We start from the raw sequence: 17,228 nt of genomic DNA, 5'->3' as shown, positions 1-17,228 counted from the left end.
GGCTCACCTGCGTCGGTCCAGCAGCAGCACGTCCACCGTGGACCCGGCCGCGGCGGTGGTGACCCGCTCGCCGAGGACCAGCAGGCCGTTCGCCTCGGCCAGACCGGAAAGGGTGAACGGCCCGCCGGCGAGCGGCTGGACCGTGTAACCGCCACCACGCCGCTCGGCCACGTGCGCGGGGCGGAACTCGCGCAGCCCGCCGGGCGACGAGACCGTCTCCAGCAGGTGCGCCCGGACACTGGGCCGGAACACCGGCTCGGCGCCCGCCAGCAGCTGGATGGCCGGACGGGCCAGCACCTCGAAGCCGATCAGCGCCGCGCCGGGCTCACCGGGTAGACAGACCACCGGCACCTCCTCGGCGCCGACCGTACCGAATCCGAGAGCGGTTCCGGGATAGAGGGCGACCTCTGTGAAGGCCACCGGCCCGGCCCGGCCGCCCTCCCGTCGGGACAGGATCCGGCGGACCATGTCGCCGGGCCCGGTGCCGGTGCCGCCGGTGGTGATGATCAGGTCGGCCCGCAGCGTCTGGTCCTCCAGCAGGCCGCGCAGCGCCTCCGGGTCGTCGTCGCAGATCCCCACCCGGTAGGCCAGCGCGCCCGCCTCGGCCGCGGCGGCCGTCAACGCGTGCGAGTTGGTGTCCACCACCTGGCCTGGCTGGCTGGCCCGGCCGACGTCGACCAGTTCGTCGCCGGTGGCCACGATGACCACGCGCGGGCTGGGCCGGACCACCACGTGCCCGATGCCGGTGGCGGCGAAGACGGCGACCAGGGCCGGTGAGACGTACGCGCCGGCACGGGCGAGCAGGCTGCCGGCGGGCAGCTCCTCACCGGCGCGGCGGACGCCGTAACCGCGCTTGGGGGTGCGGAAGATCTCCACCACGGCCATGCCCTGGTCGGTCCACTCCACCGGGACCACCACGTCGGCGGCGATGGGCAGCGGTGCCCCCGCCGCCACCGAGAAGCAGGACCCGGGGGTGAGCCGGACCGGTCGCCAGCTCACCGCGCCCAGGTCGCCGACCACGTTCAGCCGAATGACGCGGCCACCGGGCACGCCGGAGGGGGCCGGGCCGTAGCCCGGACCCCGGCTCCCTCCGGAGATGTCCTCCCACCGCGCGGCGTACCCGTCCACCGCCGCCTGGTCGAAGGCGGGGTACGAGTGCGGCGCGACGACGTCCTCGGCGAGGACGTTGCCGTACGCCTGGGTGAGGTCGAGGTCGAGCGGAGGCAGCGCGCGTAACCTGCGCAGCACACTGCCCAGGTAGTCGGCGAGCGGCGTCAACTCGTTCGCGGCCGCCTCGGCGTCGGCCGTCGCGGTCATGTATTGGGACCGCCCGACGCCTTGCGTACCCCGTCCAGGATCGCCGAGGTGACCGTCTCGTCGCCCCGGTTGACGAACTCGGCCAGCCACTTGCGGAACTCGGCGCCCAGATCCTCGCGCTCGACCGCGATCTGGACGACGGTCTGGAGGTAGCCGAGCGGCATGCCGGTGTCGTAGCGGGTGCCCCGGTAGACGATCGCGTGCACCGGCACCCCCTCGGTACGCAGCAGCTCCATCGCGTCGGTCAGCTGGATCTCGCCGCCGCTGCCCGGCTCGGTCCGCCGGATCGCGTCGAAGATCCGCCCCGGCAGCACGTACCGGCCGAGGACGGCGAGGTTGCTCGGGGCGTCCTCCGGGTTCGGCTTCTCCACCATCCCGGTGACCTTGACGACCTCGGCGATGTCGGTGAACTCCGGCTCGGCCGGCTCGACCGAGGCGATGCCGTACCGCTTGGTGTCGGCCGGGTCGACCTCGAAGAACGCCAGCACGATGCCGCCGGTACGGGCCTGGAGCTCCAGCATGGCCGGCAGCAGCGGCTCGTCCATCTTGACGAACTCGTCGCCGAGCAGCACCGCGAAGGGCTGGTCGCCGACGTGCGACTCGGCGTACCCGACGGCGTGGCCGAGGCCGAGCTGCTCGGGCTGCCGGCAGGTGTAGATCTCGGCCAGGTCCTCGGTGCGCCTGACCGCGGCCAGCAGCTCGGGCTTCTTCGCCAGCCGCTCCTCAAGGTCGGGGCGGCGGTCGAAGTGGTCCACCATGGCCGTCTTGCCGCGCCCGGTGATCAGCAGCACGTCGCTGATGCCGGCCTGGGTGGCCTCCTCGACGATGTACTGCAGCACCGGCCGGTCGACGACCGGCAGCAGCTCCTTCGGGACCGCCTTGGTGGCCGGCAGGAACCGGGTGGCCAGGCCGGCGGCCGGGATGACGGCCTTGACCGCGCGGGAGCGACCGGACGCGGCGGCCGCTGAGGGGTTCGCTGAGTGCTCCGACATGTCGCGAGACTATCGGCCACGGCTCTGCCGCGGCGGGTGAGGACCAGAAGACGCGCCGCCCTGACCCGCGCCGGCGGGGTCCGCCGCGCCGGCCCTGGGCAGCCCGTCGGGTGGGCTGACCGCGGCGGACACCACCGGGATCTCCCGGGTGGCTGCCGGGTCTGGCTGCCGGGCCAGCTGGTAACCGTCCCGACCTGCGGACTTGGCCGCGTAGAGGGCGTCATCGGCGGCGTCGAGCACCTGCTGGCCGGTGGCGGCGTGGTCGGGGTAGACGGCGATGCCGATGGAGACGGTCACCGGCACCCGCAGCCCGCCGTGCCCGTCGACCGGCACCGGATGCTCCCGGACCACCGCGCCGAGCCGCTCGGCGACGATGGCCGCGCCCCGGGCGTCCGTCTCCGGCAGCAGCACCACGAACTCCTCGCCGCCCTGCCGGAACGCCAGGTCCACCTCGCGGATCTCGCCGCGTACCCGGCGGGCGAACTCGACGAGCACGGCGTCCCCGGCGGCGTGGCCCCAGGTGTCGTTGACGTCCTTGAACCGGTCCAGGTCGAGGGCGAGGACGCTGAGCATCCGACCGAACCGGTTCGCCCGCTCCACCTCCCGCCGGATCGACTCACGCAGATAGCGGTAGTTCCACAGGCCGGTCAGCGGGTCGGTCAGGGAGAGCCGCTGCGCCTCCTCGTGCACCCGGACGTTCTCCACCGCCACCGCCGCGTGCCCGGCGAAGGTCCGCAGGGTGAACAGGTCGTCGTCGTCGAACTCGTCCGCCCCGAGCCGGTCGTAGAGGGCCAGCACCCCGAGCGCGCCCGACGACGGCTCCAGGTCGCGGCGCGGCGTCAGACCGGCCTTCGTTCGGTCCGGAGCGCCGCCCAGCGGCGCGGAGGCCGAATTATGGCCGCCGGCCGCACTGGAGTTGTCGGAGCCGCCCGGGTCGGACGACGACCCCGGATCGTCGGCCGGCGGGTGGCCGGGCCGGTCGGAGCCGGCGCGCCCGCCCAGCTCCGCCGCCCCGGACGCGGCGAACGGCACCGCGATGTACGTCTCGCAGGTCGGTTCCCCGCTCGGGACGTGCGCCGGTTCCCACCGGCCGCGCAGCGGCTCGCCGGTCGCGGCCACCGTGCCGACCACCCCGGTCCCGACCGGGACCCGCAGCGTCGCCGGGTCGGACCGGTCGGTGGTGGGCCAGCGCCCGTCCAGCCCTTCGACGCACCGGCCGACGAGCACGCCGTCACCGTCGAGCAGCAGCACCGCGCCGGCCCGCGCGCCGGTCGCGGCGATCGCGCTGTGCAGGATCACCCGCAGGATGCGTTGCAGGTCGTGGGTGCTGGCCAGGGTGTCGCCGAGCACCGCCAGGTGACCGCGCAACTGGTCCCGGCTGCTGGTCAGGGCCGCCACGTAGCTGCCGGTCTCCCGGGTCATCCGGTTGAACGCCCGGGCCAACCGGCCGATCTCGTCCCGGCTGCGCACCGGCACCCGGGCGGTCAGGTCGCCGTGCGCCACCCGGTCCACCGCGCCGGCCAACTCCACCAGGGGACGGGTGGTCACCCGGGCCAGCCGCCCGGCGGCCAGCACGGCCAGCGCCGCGGCGAGCGCGACCGCGCCGACGAGGACGGCGTACAGGCCCGGTGGGCGCTCGCCGGGGACCGAGAGGACCAGCGGCAGCGGCTGCCGCGGGGACGGGCCGAGCCGGCGGACGTACCGGCCGTCGGTGGTCTCGGTGACCCGGTCTCCGTCGACCGTGCGGGCGGCGGCCAGCACCGCCTCGCGTACCTCCTGGGTTTCGGTGGTGTGGGTGACCCGGTCGGTGCCGGAGGGTTCGTCGAGGAGGGTGACCGCGACGCCGGTCACCGCGGCGAGCCGCGCGACGAAGGCCGGGTCGACGGGCTGCGCGGCGGCGACCGTGCCCAGGTCGACGCCGGCGGCGTCGCGGAGCTGGACCCGGGCGGCGAGCGCGCGGACCGGGCCGGCGACCGACGACTCGCCGGCGCAGTCCTGCCAGGGCCCGGCCGGACCATCCGGGGTGGCGTAGCTGGTCCGGCCGGCGTTGTCGGTGATCAGCACGGCGGCGGCCAGCCCACGCCCCACCACCTGGTCCGCCGCGCGGGGCCGGGCGGCCGGGTCGCTGACCAGCGCGACCGCGTCGGCCGCCGCGCGCAGTTGCTGGCAGAGGGCGTCCACCGAGGTACGCACCCCGGCGGCGGCCAGGCCCAGCCGTTCGGTGGAGCGGCTGCGGTCGACGGCCGACATCATGGATCCGACGAAGAACGCGCCGAGCAGTATCGGGCCGAGCACCACCGCGAGGAAGGCCGCCGTCAACCGCCCGCGTAGCGTCAAGCTTCCCCCCGGAAGTTCCGCGCCCCTTGTTGCGATGCTGACACAGAGCGACCGGGAGGCAAGCGTTGTGTCAGGAGTGTTGCGTGCCGGAATTTTCTGATGGAGCGGATGTCGCACATGAGGCAAAGCGCGACCTGCGGGTGGCGTTGCTCGCCCACCGCCGGTCGCTGTCCGCCGCCCGGCGGGCGGAGGCGGCGGCGTGCGTTCAGGCCGAGCTGCTCTCCCTGGTACGCCGGCTCCGCCCGGCCCGGATGACCGGGTACGTGCCGGTCGGCTCGGAGCCGGGCGGCGGCGAACTCCCGGAGGTGCTGCGGGCGGCGCTCCCGCCGGAGGCGGAGCTGCTGCTGCCGGTGCTCCGCGACGACCTGGACCTGGACTGGGCCGCATACGCCGGCACGGCGTCGCTGCGGGCGGCCGGGCGGGGGCTGCGCGAGCCGACCGGGCCCCGGCTGGGCCGTTCCGCCGTGGCCACGGCGGAGCTGGTGATCGTCCCGGCCCTGGCCGTCGACCACCGGGGACGGCGGCTGGGACGGGGCGGCGGCTCGTACGACCGGGTGCTGGCCCGGGTGCCCGCGGCCGCCCTGACGGTGGCCCTGCTGCACGACGGGGAGCTGGTCGAGGCGGTGCCGGCACAGCCGCACGACCGGCCGGTACGCGCTGTGATCACCCCCGCCGGCCGGCTGCGTACGCTGCCGGTGGTGCCCGGTGTGGAACCGAACGCTTCCGCTGGACGAACCCGGGTGCCATGACGCACCATTGGCACTCGAATCCGTCGAGTGCCAACCGGCCGTGCCAGATCCGGAGGAGAACGTGCCTACGTACCAGTACGCCTGCACCGCGTGCGGCCACCAGCTCGAGGCGGTGCAGTCCTTCAGCGACGAGCCGCTGACCGAGTGCCCCGCGTGCGAGGGGCGGCTGCGCAAGGTCTTCAACTCGGTCGGCGTCGTGTTCAAGGGCTCCGGCTTCTACCGCACCGACTCGCGCTCCAAGGGGTCCGACAGCGCGACGAGCACCACGAGCAAGCCGGCCAAGTCCGAGTCGTCGTCGAGTTCGTCGAACGGGTCGGGCAACGGCTCGGCGGCCTCGACCGGCGGATCGTCCGCCAAGGCCCCGGCCGCCAGCAGCTCCACCAGTTCCTCCTCTTCTTCCTGAGACCCACCGCTGGCGCCCGCACCACCCACCGGCGCCCACCCGCTCAAGATCTGCGCGATTTGCGAAAAGGTGGTCATTCCGGCGCGAATGGCCACCTTTTCCTGCCAAGAGCCACCGGACGGCCGAGAACGGACCCGGGGTGACTAGCAGAGGCGGGCGAGGTTTGGGGGTTGTCCACAGGCCGCTGGGTTATCCACAGGGTGCCGCCTCCGGCCGGCGTAAGTTCGCTCCGCGTTCCTAGGCTGCCGGCGTTCGGGCGAGTCGGCGAGCGGGAGGCGCGGGTGGTGGCGGGCGAAGGATCACTGCGGCCGGTGCGGTGGCGGGGCCTGCCGCGGGGCGGGAGCCTGCTCCGGGTGGTGCTGGTCGCGGCGCTGCTCGGCCTGGCCGCCGCGGTCCTCCAGACCCCGGCCGGTTGCCCGCCCGGCGCGACCCCGGCCCCACCCGCCCCGGCCGCGCCTTCCTCGTCACCGGCCGACGGCCGCCCGAACGACGCGCTGCCACTGCCCGGCGGATCGGTCGGGGTGCCGGTCCGGCTGGCCGAGCCGGCTGCCCTCGCGGTGCTCCGTCCGGGTGCCCGGGTGGACCTGCTGGTCGTACCGGCCGGCACGGCGGCCGGGGAGGCGACCCTGCTCGCCCCGCGGGCGTTGGTGCTCGACGTGGTGGGCGCCGGGGCGCTCGACGGGTCCTCCGCGCTCTACCTGGCGCTCCGGCCCGAGCAGGCGCAACGGGCCGTCGGAGTGCCCGAGGGCAGCCGCTTCGCGGTGGTGGTACGCGGATGATCCGCCAGTTTCAGTCCCAGTGCGGTGGGCGCTCGGCCAACAGCCAGTCGTCGTTGCCGCCGGACCGCTCGCCCCAGCCACGGTCCGTGTCGTCGGTGGTCTGCTCGGGCAGCACCACGAAGTCGTCGCTGAGGTCGACCACGCGGTCGTCGTCGCCGCGGGCGCCACGAATGCCGGGATCGCTCACGAGCGGCAAGGATACCGGTGCGAGGGAAGCAACCCGATCGTCCGACGCGCCGCCGGTCGGCTCGCCCGTCGCGTCCGGCGAGCCGACCGGCCGGGGCGTTGGTAGCGTCGGACGGCGTGACGACGCCCAGCGGTGGCAGCCCCGAGGACGAGTTCTGGCGACACCCGACACCGGACCAGCCGGAGGGCAGGCTCGGCGGCGGCCGCCCCGACGAGCCGGCTGTCGCCGACCGGCCCGGCGAGCCGGCGACCGATGTCGGCCCGCCCGCCGCTCCCCGGCCCGACCCGGGGCAGTCGCCCAGTCCGTGGTCGGCCGCGGGTCAGGCGGACAGTTCGTGGGCAAGGCCCGCACCGGGCGCGGACGGGCACCCCGTCAATGGCCAGCCACGGTCCGCTGATGGCGACTGGCCCGGTGGTGGTGGGGCCGGTGGTGGCTGGTCCGGCGGCGGTGCCCCGGCCGGCGGATATTCCGGTCCACCGCCGACCACTCCTCCCCCGCCCGGCTGGCGACCGCCCGTGCACGTACGGCCCACCCCACCTCGGCAGCTGCCGCCACAGAACATGGCCGCCATGGACCAGGCGGAGCAGCAGTCCCAGCGGCTCACCTACGGCATCGGGGCGGTCGCCGGGGTGGTGCTGGTGATCCTGACGTGCCTGCTCTGCTCGCGGGTGATCTTCTGACCGAGGGTCAGAGTGTTCCGCTCCAGACAGCCTGTGCGCCGGTGTCGCCGGTCTGATAGACGTACACCAGCGCGAAGGCCGCGAGGACGATCACCACCCCGGTCAGCACCGGGGCCAGCCAGCGGGGCAGGGCGCGTACCCGGGCGAGGCCGCTGGTGACCAGCAGGAGCAGCAGCGCCGCCACCGCCAGCCCGATGGTGAACCAGAGCAGGGTGCTGCCGTACTCGGAGTGCTCCTCGATCTTCCTGAGCAACTCGCCACCGAGGCCCCGCTGCCGCAGCGCCTCCTCGAACGCCTCGCCAGATTCCTTCGCCACGAAGGTGGCGATCGGAGTCACCACGGCGAGGCCCGCCACCGCCCAGTCGAGCCGGGACCGCCACCGGGGCAGCACCCCGTACGCGACGGAGGCCAACGCCAGCAGCGGCACCAGCACCACGACGGCGTGTATGACCAGGACGTGGCCCGGCAGCCCGCTGATCTCCCTGAACACCGACACCCCCACGAGTAGACCGAACCGCGCGGTCAGCGTACGACGGGGCTCCCGCCGTCGCCGTTCGTCACACCGACCCACGCGCGTTTCACCGGTGCGGTTCACCCTGTGTCCCGGGCCACCCCGGTTCCGGCTCGGTTGTCGCCTCCGGAAACGCGTGCTGTCATTAGCTCATGTCCAGCGGTGAGGAACTGCTCCGGTCGAGGGGCCTGCGGGTCACCCGACCGCGCCTCGCCGTGCTGGACGTCCTCGCCGACGGCGGCCACCTGGAGGTCGACGAGATCACCCGCCGGGTGCGGGAGCGCCTCGACTCGGTCTCCACGCAGGCCGTGTACGACGTGCTCGCGGCGCTCTCCCGGGCCGGGCTCTCCCGCCGTATCGAGCCGGCCGGCAGTCCCGCCCGCTACGAGGCGCGCGCCGGGGACAACCACCACCACGTGGTGTGCCGCGGCTGCGGCGAGATCGCCGACATCGACTGCGCGACCGGCAGCGCCCCCTGCCTCGATCCGGACACGACGCACGGCTTCGAGGTGGACGAGGCGGAGGTGACCTTCTGGGGTCTCTGCCCCACCTGTCAGACCCGCCGCTCCGCCGACGACTGACAGCGGGCCGGTACGAGGCCGGTCCGGCGCGTGGCACCCTTGGGCGGTGGACACCGATGACCTCGGCCTGTTCGGTCCGGGATCGGTCACGTGGAAGGTGCACGCGGAGCCGATCCTGATCGTCGCCGGCCTGCGTTCGCTCTACCTCCAGGCGTTGCACCCCCGGGCGATGGCCGGCGTGGCCCAGAACAGCAACTACCGCACCGACGCGTGGGGCCGGCTGGTCCGGACCGCCAACTACGTGGCGACGACGGTCTACGGCACCGTGGCCGAGGCCGAGTCGGCCGGCCACCGGCTGCGTACGCTGCACGGCCGGATGCGGGCCACCGACCCGTTCACCGGTGAGCGGTTCCGGATCGACGAACCGGAGCTGCTGCGCTGGGTGCACGTCGCCGAGGTCGAGTCGTTCGTCAGCACCGCCCGTCGGGCCGGGCTCGCCCTCACCGACGCCGAGGTCGACGCCTACTACACCGAGCAGCGCCGGACGGCGGCCCTGGTCGGGCTGGACCCGGCCGACGTGCCGGGCACCGCCGCCGAGGTGGCCGACTACTACCGGCGGATCCGTCCGCAGCTGCGGATGACAAGGGAGGCGGCCGAGACCGCCCTCTTCCTGACCGCCCCGCCGATCCCGTGGAAGCTCAGCCTGCCGGCGCGGCTCGGCCTGCACCTCGGCCCGCCGCGCTGGGCGTACCTGGGGATCGCCGGCACCGCGCTGGCGCTGCTGCCGGCCTGGGCCCGCCGGTTGTACGGCGGCCTGGGCCTGCCCACCACCGCGCTGTCGGCGGATCTGAGCGTCCGGGCGCTGCGGCTGGCCCTGGCGGCGCTGCCGCGCCGCTATCGGGAGGGGCCGTTGCAGCAGGCCGCCAGAGAACGCGCGGCCCGGCTCACCACCGCCTGACGGATCAGTCGAGGCCGGAGATCGGGTCGGCGGGCCGTTCCACGGCCGACCACGGCTCCTTGCCGGGCGTCTGCGCCCCCGTCGGGCAGGTGCGCCGGTAGTCACACCAGCCGCAGCGCGGCCCCGGGGTGGTGGGGAACGCCTCGTCGGGGTCGGTGCCGTCGGCGACCGCCCGCTCGGCGGCCATGATGTCCCGGGCGGTCTCCTCGGCCCGGGTCAACTGCCGGTGCAGCGACTCGGCGGTGTGCTCGTGCGCGGCGACCGTGCCGGTGGGCAGGTGGTGCAACTCGACCCGGCGGCAGGGCCGGCGGAACACCCGCTCGGCCGCGTACGCGTAGAGGGCCAGGGCCTGCGAGCCGCGGGCGTCGTCGGTGTCCAGCCCGGTGCGGCCGGTCTTGTAGTCGACGATGACCAGCTCGGGCCGCCCGTCGGGACCGGGACGGGAGTCGATCCGGTCGGCCCGGCCGTTGAACGCGAGCACCCCGGTCTTGACGGCGACCACCCGTTCCACCCCGACCGGCTCGTCGGCCGGATCGAGCCCCGCCACGTACGACTCCAGCCAGGCCAGCGCCCGGCGGAAGGCGTCCCGCTCCTGCTCGTCGTCGCGGTAGCCCTCGCGCACCCAGGTGCCCTTGAGCAGCGTGCCCAGCGCCTCGGGGCGGCGGCGGTCCGGCGCGAGCGCGTACCAGTTCTTCAGCGCGGTGTGGACGCTGGCGCCGAGCGAGTTGTGCGCCCACGGTGGCCCCTTGGGCGGCGCGGGCCGGTCGACGTAGGAGTAGCGGTAGCGCCGGGGGCAGTCGGCGTACGCGCCGAGCTTGCTGGGTGTGCAGACGAAGAGGCGCTCCGGCATCCCCTCGAAGCCGAGCTGCTCGGCCTGCTCTGGGCGGGGCCGGGGCGGCCGGCCGCCGGTCGGTCGTCCGGTCGGGGAGGGTCGTCGCACGCCTGAGATCCTGCCATCCCGGTACGACACGCCGGCGACGACGGGCCGGCGGGTCAGTGCGTGGTGACGTACTGGGTCACGAAGGCGGCCACCGCGTCGGCGATGAGCTGCACCGCGATGGCGGCCAGCAGCAGGCCGGCGATCCGGGTCAGCACCTCGATGCCGCCCGGCCGGAGGACCTTGACGATCACGCCGGAGAAGCGCAGCGCCACCCAGACGGTGGCCATCACCGCGACGATCGCGAGGGCGATCGCGAGATAGTCGGTGAACCCACCGGCCTGCTGCACGAAGAGCATGGTCGCGACGATGGCGCCCGGCCCGGCCAGCAGCGGGGTGCCCAGCGGCACCAGGGCGATGTTGGAGGTGCTCTGCTGGCTCGGATCGTCGGCCTTGCCGGTCAACAGCTCCAACGCCACCAGCACCAGCAGCAGCCCGCCGGCGGCCTGCAACGCCGGCAGCGAGACGTGCAGGTAGGCCAGGAGGGTCTGCCCGGCGACGGCGAAGACCACGATCACCCCGAGCGCCAGCGCGACGGCCTGCCAGGCGGCCCGGTTCCGGTCGCGCGCGGGCAGCGGCCCGGTGAGCGCGAGGAAGATGGGCAACATGCCGGGCGGGTCGACGATCACCAGCAGGGTCACGAAGACCGCGCCGAAGAGCTTGAGATCCACCCGAACACGGTAGCCGCGTCGCAGTGGATCAAAACGCGGGTCACCCCGAAGCGACCGGGGTCACCCCGCTGGCCAGGGCGACGAGGCGTTCGTACACCTCGGGGTGGGTGGTGTGCGCGCCGAGCTGGACGGTCTTGTGCGTGCCGTGGAAGTCCGACGACCCGGTGACCAGCAGGCCCAGCTCGGCGGCGAGCCCCCGGACGTGGGCCCGCTCGGCCGGCGTGTGGTCCTCGTGGTCGGCCTCCAGGCCGGCCAGCCCGGCCGCCACCAGTGCCACGATCAGCTCGTCCGGCACGATCCGCCCGCGTCGGGAGGCCCGGGGGTGGGCGAAGACCGGCACCCCGCCGGCCGCCCGGATGAGTGCCACCGCCCGGAACACGTCGATGTCCTCCTTGGGCAGCCGGTACCGCTCCCCCAGCCAGTCCGGCGCGAACGCCTCGGTGGTGGTGGCCACCAGCCCGGCGCGGATCAGCGCCTGGGCGATGTGCGGCCGGCCGACCGTTCCGCCGGCCGCGCCGGCCAGGATCTCCGACCAGCTCACGTCGATGCCGTCGGCCTGCAACAGCCGTACGATCCGCTCGCCACGTTCCTCCCGGGCCCGCCGGACCCGGGCCAGCTCCGCGACCAGCTCCGGCTCGTTCGGGTCGAAGAGGTACGCGAGCAGGTGCAGCGGGATCGGCGGCTCGACGCCGTACCAACGGCAGGAGATCTCCGCGCCGCGGACCAGGATGAGCCCGGCCGGCAGGGCGCGGACCGCGGCGTCCCAGCCCGCGGTGGTGTCGTGGTCGGTGATCGCGACGACGTCGAGGCCGGTGTCGGCGGCGGCCCGGACCAGCTCAGCCGGGCTGAGGGTGCCGTCGCTGGCGGTGGAGTGGGCGTGCAGGTCGATCCGGGCGGCAACGGTCACCTCGCCGACGCTACCGCCCCGGTGCCGCCGCCGGCCGCCCGCCGCCCGACGCCGCCGCCGGCACCGCGAGCGGACGCCGGTTCAGGGCGGGTGTCGGTTCAGGGGCGGCTGTCGGCCACCACGACCGGTTGCTCGCCGGGGGCCACTCCGTCGACCGGCGAGGCGGTCGGCCGTTCGCCGTCCGCCACCCGCTCGGGGCGTACCCGGATCAGCCCGCCGGTGGCGTCGACGTGCAGGGCGGCGCCCGACCCGGTCCACCTCACCACCCCGGTCGCCGCCGGTCCGGCGGGCCGGGCCGAGGTGCCGGAGCCGAGCGTGCGCAGGTCGACCAGGAGCGCGTCGTCCCGCGCGCCGTTGACCAGCAGCCACCGCCCGTCGACGGAGACCTCGCCACGGCCGTCGGTGGCGAGGTCCGGGCCGCAGCCGGTGCGGACCGGGGTGAGGTCCCGGGCCGGGTCGAGCAGGGCCAGGCAGGGCCGCCGGGGCGTACCGGCCGAGATCTCGCCGACCACCCGACCGTCGGGCAGCGTGCCGTAGACGTTGAGTACGTCCCGGTTCGCGATGCCCAGCCGATCGTCGACCGGCGCGTGCCAGACGCTGAATCCGCCCCGGTCGGCCAGTCGGATCAGCACGGCGTCGCCGGCGAGGGCGACCGGCACGGCCCCCTCGGGGGCCGCCGTACGGCGGTTCGCGAGGAATTGGCCGGCAACCATGCCGGCGAAGAAGATCTCCGGGCCGTCGCGCCAGGCGACCTGGCGTCCGTCCGCGGCGACCGCGACCGCGTCCGCGCCGGCGAGGAGCACCTGCGTCGACCCGCCGTTCGGCGGGACCCACCAGAGGGTACGGCCGGCCGCGGTGACCCCCGAGGTGAGCAGCCAGCCCCCGTGGTCGGAGACGCGCTGCGCCTGCTCGACGCTGCTCACCCCGGTCAGCTCCCACCGCTCGCCACCGTTCGTGTAGAGCCAGGGGCCGACGATCATGTCGAGTTCGGGGCGGACCGGGCCGGCCGTGGGGGCCACGGCGGACTCGGTGGGCAGCGGAGAGGGCGAGAATCCGCGTGGATCGCCGAGCACCACGGTCGGCGTGTCCTGGTGAGCGGACGATCCGCCGAACTGGGCCGTGCCGGTGCTGACCAGCACCGTGGCCACCCCGGCCAGGGCGAGCCCGGCCAGCGTACGGCGGTGGCCGCTCCGCCGTGCCCGCCCGACGGCCACGCCGGCCGGGTCGGCGGCGAGCGGTCGCGGTGTGGCGACCTGGCGGGCGAAGGTGTCCCGCAGCGCCCGCTCCAGCTCGTCGTCGGTCACGGGAAGTGGACGCTCCAGACCGCCCGTCTGGTTGTCACCGCGGTACGGCGAACGGCTCATGCCGCCACCTCACTGCGCTCGCTCATGGCGCCACCTCGCCGTACCCTGACGATTCGCTCGCTCATCGGGTCTCCACCGGCACGCTGGTGGCGGGGCGGGCGATGGCCGGGCCGGCGGGCAGCGGGGCCGGCCGGACCGCCGGCGGGCGCGCGGCCGGCGGCGGCACGGCGCGGGGCACCGACGGCGTACGCGGCGCGGGCGCGGCCTCCTGCTCGGCGGGCAGACCGAGGGCCGCCGCGGAGCCCAGCCGGCGGCGCAGCGTGTTCAGCGCGCGCGAGGTCTGGCTCTTCACGGTGCCCGGGGAGATCTCCAGCAGCGCCGCGGTCTGCGCCTCGGACATGTCCTCGTAGAACCGGAGCACCAGTACGGCCCGCTGCCGGGCCGGGAGGGCCTGGAGGTGCCGCCAGAGCGCGTCCCGGTCGAGCTGCTGCTCGATCTCGTCGACGCCGGCCCGCTCGGGCAGCACCTCGGTCGGGCGTTCACCGTGCCAGCGACGCCGCCACCAGCTCGTCGAGGTGTTGACCAGGACCCGGCGGGCGTACGGCTCGATGGCCTCGATCCCGCCGAGCCGCTTCCAGGCCAGGTACGTCTTGGTCAGCGCGGTCTGGAGCAGGTCCTCGGCCGTCGCCCAGTCGCCGGCCAGCAGGTACGCGGTACGCAGCAGGGCACTGGACCGGGCCGCGACGAACTCGCGGAACTCCTCCTCCAGCGGGTCCCTGCTCGCCACCGCTCACCTCCGCGCCCCGTCTTGCATGGCAGGCTGCCACGTCCGGGTGGGTCGGGTCGACGGCAAATGGTGCGCAGTTCATCCGATGTTCGGACGAAAAGTTTCAGGCCCCGTCGTCCGCCTTGGCCTCGTCCGCCTCCTTGCCCAACCGCGCCTCGACCGCCTGCGGCTCGTACATCTCCTCGACGACACGCAGGTAGAGCTCGTTCGGGTTGGGCAGGTTCTTGACCTCGCGGAGCGCCTGCTCCTGGCCGGCGGACTCCAGCACGAAGGTGCCGTAGTTGAGCGCCCGCCCGGCCGGGGTCTGCTCGTACTTCATGTCGGTGACCCGGACCAGCGGCATCATCGCCACCCGGCGGGTGATGATGCCGTTGACCACCATCACCCGTTTGTTGGTGAGGATGAACCGGTCGTACCACCAGTCCGCGACCCGCCAGGCGACCCAGCCCATCACGGCGAACCAGAGCAGCACCGCGACGGTGGTCAGCGCCCCGACGTTCCGCCCGGCCAGGAAGCCGGAAAGGTAGCCGAGGACGAAGGTGGCAGCGACGCCGATGATGATCGGCGTGGAGAGGTGGATCCAGTGCCGCTTCCATTCGCCCCGGTAGCGCTCGGTGGGGAAGAGATAGCGGGCCACCAGCGAGCTGGGCTCGTCCTCCAGCGGCAGCACCCGACGGGGGGCCATGCCGGAGGCGTCGACACGCAGCCCGGACAGCTCGTCCTCGGAGATCTGCGGCGGCTGGTAGCCGCCCTCCGGGTCGCGGATCCAGGCCCGCCCGGACTGGCCCTCGCCGGCGAAGCCCGGCCCGTCACCGAAGGCGGCGTCATCCGAAAGGGAGGGACCGGCGCCGTAGCCGGGACCGGGACCGTAGCCGGGGCCGTCGTCAGGGTCGATCCGGGGGATCGGCTCGGTGTCGCGCTCCCGGCGCTCCCGGTCGGGATCGTCGGGGTCGAAGGGCGGACCGGAGGGGCTTCCCATCGGCGGCTAGGCGACCAGGCTGGTGAAGAAGTCGCCGAATCCCTGGGCGATGTCCATGATGCCGCCGCCGAGGGACTTGAAGACGTCGGCGGCGGAGTTCGGCCGGTAGGCAACGAAGAAGATCAAGAATGCGATGCCGGCCCAGGTGAGGACCTTCTTGACCATGGCGGGCCATCCTCTCGCGCGGCACCGGGTGCGTTTATCGCAGTGGCACCCAGAGTATCAGCATGGTGTCGTACAGTGAATATCTGTGTTGTTCTCCAACCGCCGGTGCCGGCCGATCAGGCCCGTCCGTGCAGGTACGGAGATGGTGCGCCGTACACGAGTTCAGGCGGAGTCCACTCGGTGAGGTCGTGCAGCACGACTTCTTCCGCGAGGAGGTGACCCGCACTCGCCGGCCAGGCTATCGCATGAAGCCACATTCCCCGAGCCTCGCCGGCGTACGCGCTTCGATCGGTCGGGGAGTTGACGAGCCACAGTGGAGTCGGGTGGCCGGCGACCCGGATCTTCGCGCGCGGCACCCGTTCCGGATGGCCCGGGCCGGGCTCCGACAGGGCCTCCGCGACCTGTGGCCCCGGGTCGGGACCGGGCAGCCCGGCGAACCGGGAGCCCAGCCCGACGCCCGGCTCCTCGGCCACGAAGAGGAGGTCGGCCGGCCCGCCGTCGAGCGGAGCCGGGCCGGCGCAGGCCACCGCGGTCGCGCGAACCCCGCCCGGGTCGTCGCCGGCCCAGGCCACCCCGCTCAGCGTCCACCCGGTGGGCAGCGGCCACGGGCACCAGAGCGGTACGCCCGCCCGGCCGGCCGGGTCGGCGTCCGCGGCCACCCGCTCCACCACACTGGCCAGGATCTCGGCGCCGATGTGCTCGGGTACGTGCAGCGGCGGCACCGGACCGCAGCGCACGCACCGCGACTCACCGTGCATCAGGTCCGGCCCCCGGACCGACCCACCGCACCTCGGGCAGCTCATCGCGACACTCACGTCCCCACCGTCACCCCGCACGGGCGGGGCGTCAAGCGGAGCGGGCGGATCGGTCGGATGGCGTCAGTCCGGCGGCGGCCCGGCGTAGGCACGGACCCAGGCGTGCATGGCGATGCCGCTGGCCACCCCGGCGTTGATCGACCGGGTCGAGCCGTACTGGGCGATGGAGAAGAGCTGGTCGCAGGCGGCTCGGGCCACGTCGGACAGCCCCGGCCCCTCCTGGCCGAAGAGGAGGACGCAGCGCCGGGGGAGGACGCTCGTCTCCAGCGGCTTCGAGCCGGGCAGGTTGTCGATGCCGACCACCGGAAGCTGCCGCTCCGCCGCCCAGGCGACGAACTCCTCGATCGTCGAATGGTGCCGGACGTGCTGGTAGCGGTCGGTCACCATGGCCCCGCGCCGGTTCCACCGCCGCCGCCCGACGATGTGCACCTCGGCGGCGAGGAAGGCGTTGGCGTTGCGGACCACCGTGCCGATGTTGAAATCGTGCTGCCAGTTCTCGATGGCCACGTGGAAGTCGTGCCGGCACCGGTCCAGGTCGGCCACCACGGCCTCCCGCCGCCAGTACCGGTAGCGGTCCACCACGTTGCGCCGGTCGCCCTCGGCGAGCAGCTCCGGGTCGTACCGCGGGTCGTCCGGCGGGTCGCCGGGCCACGGCCCCACACCCACGTCGAGCTGCTCGTCGGTCACGGTTTCCAGAGCGTACGGCCCGGACCGGCGCCCGCCGCCGCGAGGGTCAGCGCAGGTCGAGCGCGCCGCCGAGCCGGTCGAGAAAACGCCGGTCGGCCGGGCTGGCCCCGTCGCCGACCCGGCAGACCCGGGCCGCGACGGACTCCACCCACTGCCGGTAGGCCGCCGAGTCGGCCGGGTCGGCGCGTCGCCTGAGCACGCGTACCGTGGCCCGGCAGGCAGCGAGCAGGTCGACCATGTCGGTGAGCCGGTCGTGCCGCTCAGCGGCACCGTCGTGCCGGGCGTAGATCGCGGAGACCACGGCTCGGACCAGGTCGCTGTCGAACCCCCGGCCGGCCGCGACGGCGTCCAGCCCGGCGAGCCCGGCGGCCACGCCGCGGGGTGGGCGCCCGGGTCCCGCCGAGGCGGCGGCGACGAGGACCCGACCGGGAAGATCGGTCAACAGATCCCACTCCGCCGGGGAGTAGACGGCGATGGTCGGCGGTGCGGCACGACGCCCGGCGGCGGGCGGCTCACCGGCGACGGAGTGGCTCATGCCGGCG

20 protein-coding genes are annotated in these 17,228 nt (G+C 74.4%); 5 read left to right on the top strand and 15 right to left on the bottom strand.

What is annotated here, in order from left to right:
- Window positions 1-3: 3 nt before the first annotated feature.
- Genes GA0070621_RS26740 through GA0070621_RS26730 form a run of 3 tightly spaced genes read right to left on the bottom strand, consistent with a single transcriptional unit; the run spans window position 4 to window position 4,646 of the window.
- A complete protein-coding gene (locus GA0070621_RS26740; protein WP_091200925.1) occupies window positions 4-1,317 on the bottom strand; it encodes a molybdopterin molybdotransferase MoeA in 1,314 nt (437 codons plus the stop codon).
- Window positions 1,314-2,309 (bottom strand): UTP--glucose-1-phosphate uridylyltransferase, encoded by a 996-nt coding sequence (locus GA0070621_RS26735; protein ID WP_091200923.1) that lies wholly within the window; start codon window positions 2,307-2,309, stop codon window positions 1,314-1,316. The genes GA0070621_RS26740 and GA0070621_RS26735 overlap by 4 nt, the downstream gene beginning before the upstream one ends.
- Before the next feature lie 9 nt (window positions 2,310-2,318).
- A complete protein-coding gene (locus GA0070621_RS26730) occupies window positions 2,319-4,646 on the bottom strand; it encodes a diguanylate cyclase (RefSeq protein ID WP_167667448.1) in 2,328 nt (775 codons plus the stop codon).
- A gap of 83 nt (window positions 4,647-4,729) precedes the next feature.
- Here GA0070621_RS26730 and GA0070621_RS26725 point away from each other — a divergent pair, with 83 nt between their 5' ends.
- The 3 genes from GA0070621_RS26725 to GA0070621_RS26715 all read left to right on the top strand — a co-directional run bounded on the left by GA0070621_RS26725 (window position 4,730) and on the right by GA0070621_RS26715 (window position 6,577).
- Window positions 4,730-5,395: a 5-formyltetrahydrofolate cyclo-ligase gene (locus GA0070621_RS26725; protein WP_091200921.1), complete on the top strand. Its 666-nt coding sequence runs from the start codon at window positions 4,730-4,732 to the stop codon at window positions 5,393-5,395.
- Window positions 5,396-5,456: 61 nt separating this feature from the next.
- Window positions 5,457-5,798, top strand: coding sequence for an FmdB family zinc ribbon protein (locus tag GA0070621_RS26720; protein WP_091200919.1), 342 nt, complete (start codon window positions 5,457-5,459; stop codon window positions 5,796-5,798).
- Window positions 5,799-6,109: 311 nt separating this feature from the next.
- The gene (locus GA0070621_RS26715) at window positions 6,110-6,577 is read left to right on the top strand and encodes a flagellar biosynthesis protein FlgA (RefSeq protein WP_167667446.1); all 468 of its coding nucleotides are present in this window, start codon (window positions 6,110-6,112) and stop codon (window positions 6,575-6,577) included.
- A 10-nt stretch (window positions 6,578-6,587) separates the two neighbouring features.
- Here the strand turns inward: GA0070621_RS26715 and GA0070621_RS26710 are convergent, their stop codons facing one another.
- Window positions 6,588-6,764, bottom strand: coding sequence for a hypothetical protein (locus tag GA0070621_RS26710; RefSeq protein ID WP_167667443.1), 177 nt, complete (start codon window positions 6,762-6,764; stop codon window positions 6,588-6,590).
- Between the two features lie 687 nt (window positions 6,765-7,451).
- Window positions 7,452-7,934: a DUF2231 domain-containing protein gene (locus GA0070621_RS26705; RefSeq protein ID WP_091202880.1), complete on the bottom strand. Its 483-nt coding sequence runs from the start codon at window positions 7,932-7,934 to the stop codon at window positions 7,452-7,454.
- A 173-nt stretch (window positions 7,935-8,107) separates the two neighbouring features.
- Between GA0070621_RS26705 and GA0070621_RS26700 the strand changes: the two genes are divergently transcribed.
- Window positions 8,108-8,536, top strand: coding sequence for a Fur family transcriptional regulator (locus tag GA0070621_RS26700; RefSeq protein ID WP_091200913.1), 429 nt, complete (start codon window positions 8,108-8,110; stop codon window positions 8,534-8,536).
- A gap of 46 nt (window positions 8,537-8,582) precedes the next feature.
- On the top strand, window positions 8,583-9,434 hold the full coding sequence (locus GA0070621_RS26695; protein ID WP_091200911.1) for an oxygenase MpaB family protein: 852 nt from the start codon (window positions 8,583-8,585) through the stop codon (window positions 9,432-9,434).
- A gap of 4 nt (window positions 9,435-9,438) precedes the next feature.
- On the opposite strand, the gene GA0070621_RS26690 is transcribed toward GA0070621_RS26695, so the two are convergent.
- From GA0070621_RS26690 to GA0070621_RS26650, 10 genes are all read right to left on the bottom strand, one after another.
- Window positions 9,439-10,284: a RecB family exonuclease gene (locus GA0070621_RS26690; protein ID WP_231921104.1), complete on the bottom strand. Its 846-nt coding sequence runs from the start codon at window positions 10,282-10,284 to the stop codon at window positions 9,439-9,441.
- Between the two features lie 143 nt (window positions 10,285-10,427).
- A complete protein-coding gene (locus GA0070621_RS26685) occupies window positions 10,428-11,042 on the bottom strand; it encodes a MarC family protein (protein ID WP_091200907.1) in 615 nt (204 codons plus the stop codon).
- 40 nt (window positions 11,043-11,082) lie between these two features.
- On the bottom strand, window positions 11,083-11,949 hold the full coding sequence (locus GA0070621_RS26680; protein ID WP_091200901.1) for a PHP domain-containing protein: 867 nt from the start codon (window positions 11,947-11,949) through the stop codon (window positions 11,083-11,085).
- 98 nt (window positions 11,950-12,047) lie between these two features.
- Window positions 12,048-13,313, bottom strand: coding sequence for a hypothetical protein (locus tag GA0070621_RS26675; protein ID WP_091200899.1), 1,266 nt, complete (start codon window positions 13,311-13,313; stop codon window positions 12,048-12,050).
- Between the two features lie 61 nt (window positions 13,314-13,374).
- Complete coding sequence (locus GA0070621_RS26670) at window positions 13,375-14,040, bottom strand: SigE family RNA polymerase sigma factor (protein WP_091200897.1); 666 nt, start codon at window positions 14,038-14,040, stop codon at window positions 13,375-13,377.
- A 103-nt stretch (window positions 14,041-14,143) separates the two neighbouring features.
- Window positions 14,144-15,019: a PH domain-containing protein gene (locus tag GA0070621_RS26665; RefSeq protein WP_091200895.1), complete on the bottom strand. Its 876-nt coding sequence runs from the start codon at window positions 15,017-15,019 to the stop codon at window positions 14,144-14,146.
- A 6-nt stretch (window positions 15,020-15,025) separates the two neighbouring features.
- Entirely contained in the window at window positions 15,026-15,184 is a 159-nt protein-coding gene (locus GA0070621_RS30210) for a hypothetical protein (protein ID WP_007455302.1), read from the bottom strand.
- Between the two features lie 116 nt (window positions 15,185-15,300).
- Complete coding sequence (locus GA0070621_RS26660; RefSeq protein WP_167667439.1) at window positions 15,301-15,999, bottom strand: DUF6758 family protein; 699 nt, start codon at window positions 15,997-15,999, stop codon at window positions 15,301-15,303.
- A 63-nt stretch (window positions 16,000-16,062) separates the two neighbouring features.
- Entirely contained in the window at window positions 16,063-16,686 is a 624-nt protein-coding gene (locus tag GA0070621_RS26655; RefSeq protein ID WP_091200891.1) for a TrmH family RNA methyltransferase, read from the bottom strand.
- Window positions 16,687-16,732: 46 nt separating this feature from the next.
- Window positions 16,733-17,221, bottom strand: a complete 489-nt coding sequence (locus GA0070621_RS26650) for a hypothetical protein (RefSeq protein ID WP_091200890.1) — start codon at window positions 17,219-17,221, stop codon at window positions 16,733-16,735.
- Window positions 17,222-17,228: the final 7 nt, after the last annotated feature.

Origin of the sequence: Micromonospora narathiwatensis (assembly GCF_900089605.1) — a bacterium.
Lineage (GTDB): Bacteria > Actinomycetota > Actinomycetes > Mycobacteriales > Micromonosporaceae > Micromonospora > Micromonospora narathiwatensis.
This window is presented reverse-complemented; position numbering and strand designations above follow the sequence as displayed.

What these genes read in the sequence shown, in the direction of transcription:
- GA0070621_RS30210 (WP_007455302.1), bottom strand. Translation starts at nt 15,184, where the DNA reads ATGGTCAAGAAGGTCCTCACCTGGGCCGGCATCGCATTCTTGATCTTC.
- GA0070621_RS26735 (WP_091200923.1), bottom strand. Translation starts at nt 2,309, where the DNA reads ATGTCGGAGCACTCAGCGAACCCCTCAGCGGCCGCCGCGTCCGGTCGC.
- GA0070621_RS26675 (WP_091200899.1), bottom strand. Translation starts at nt 13,313, where the DNA reads ATGAGCCGTTCGCCGTACCGCGGTGACAACCAGACGGGCGGTCTGGAG.
- GA0070621_RS26650 (WP_091200890.1), bottom strand. Translation starts at nt 17,221, where the DNA reads ATGAGCCACTCCGTCGCCGGTGAGCCGCCCGCCGCCGGGCGTCGTGCC.
- GA0070621_RS26700 (WP_091200913.1), top strand. Translation starts at nt 8,108, where the DNA reads ATGTCCAGCGGTGAGGAACTGCTCCGGTCGAGGGGCCTGCGGGTCACC.
- GA0070621_RS26665 (WP_091200895.1), bottom strand. Translation starts at nt 15,019, where the DNA reads ATGGGAAGCCCCTCCGGTCCGCCCTTCGACCCCGACGATCCCGACCGG.
- GA0070621_RS26690 (WP_231921104.1), bottom strand. Translation starts at nt 10,284, where the DNA reads ATGCCGGAGCGCCTCTTCGTCTGCACACCCAGCAAGCTCGGCGCGTAC.
- GA0070621_RS26740 (WP_091200925.1), bottom strand. Translation starts at nt 1,317, where the DNA reads ATGACCGCGACGGCCGACGCCGAGGCGGCCGCGAACGAGTTGACGCCG.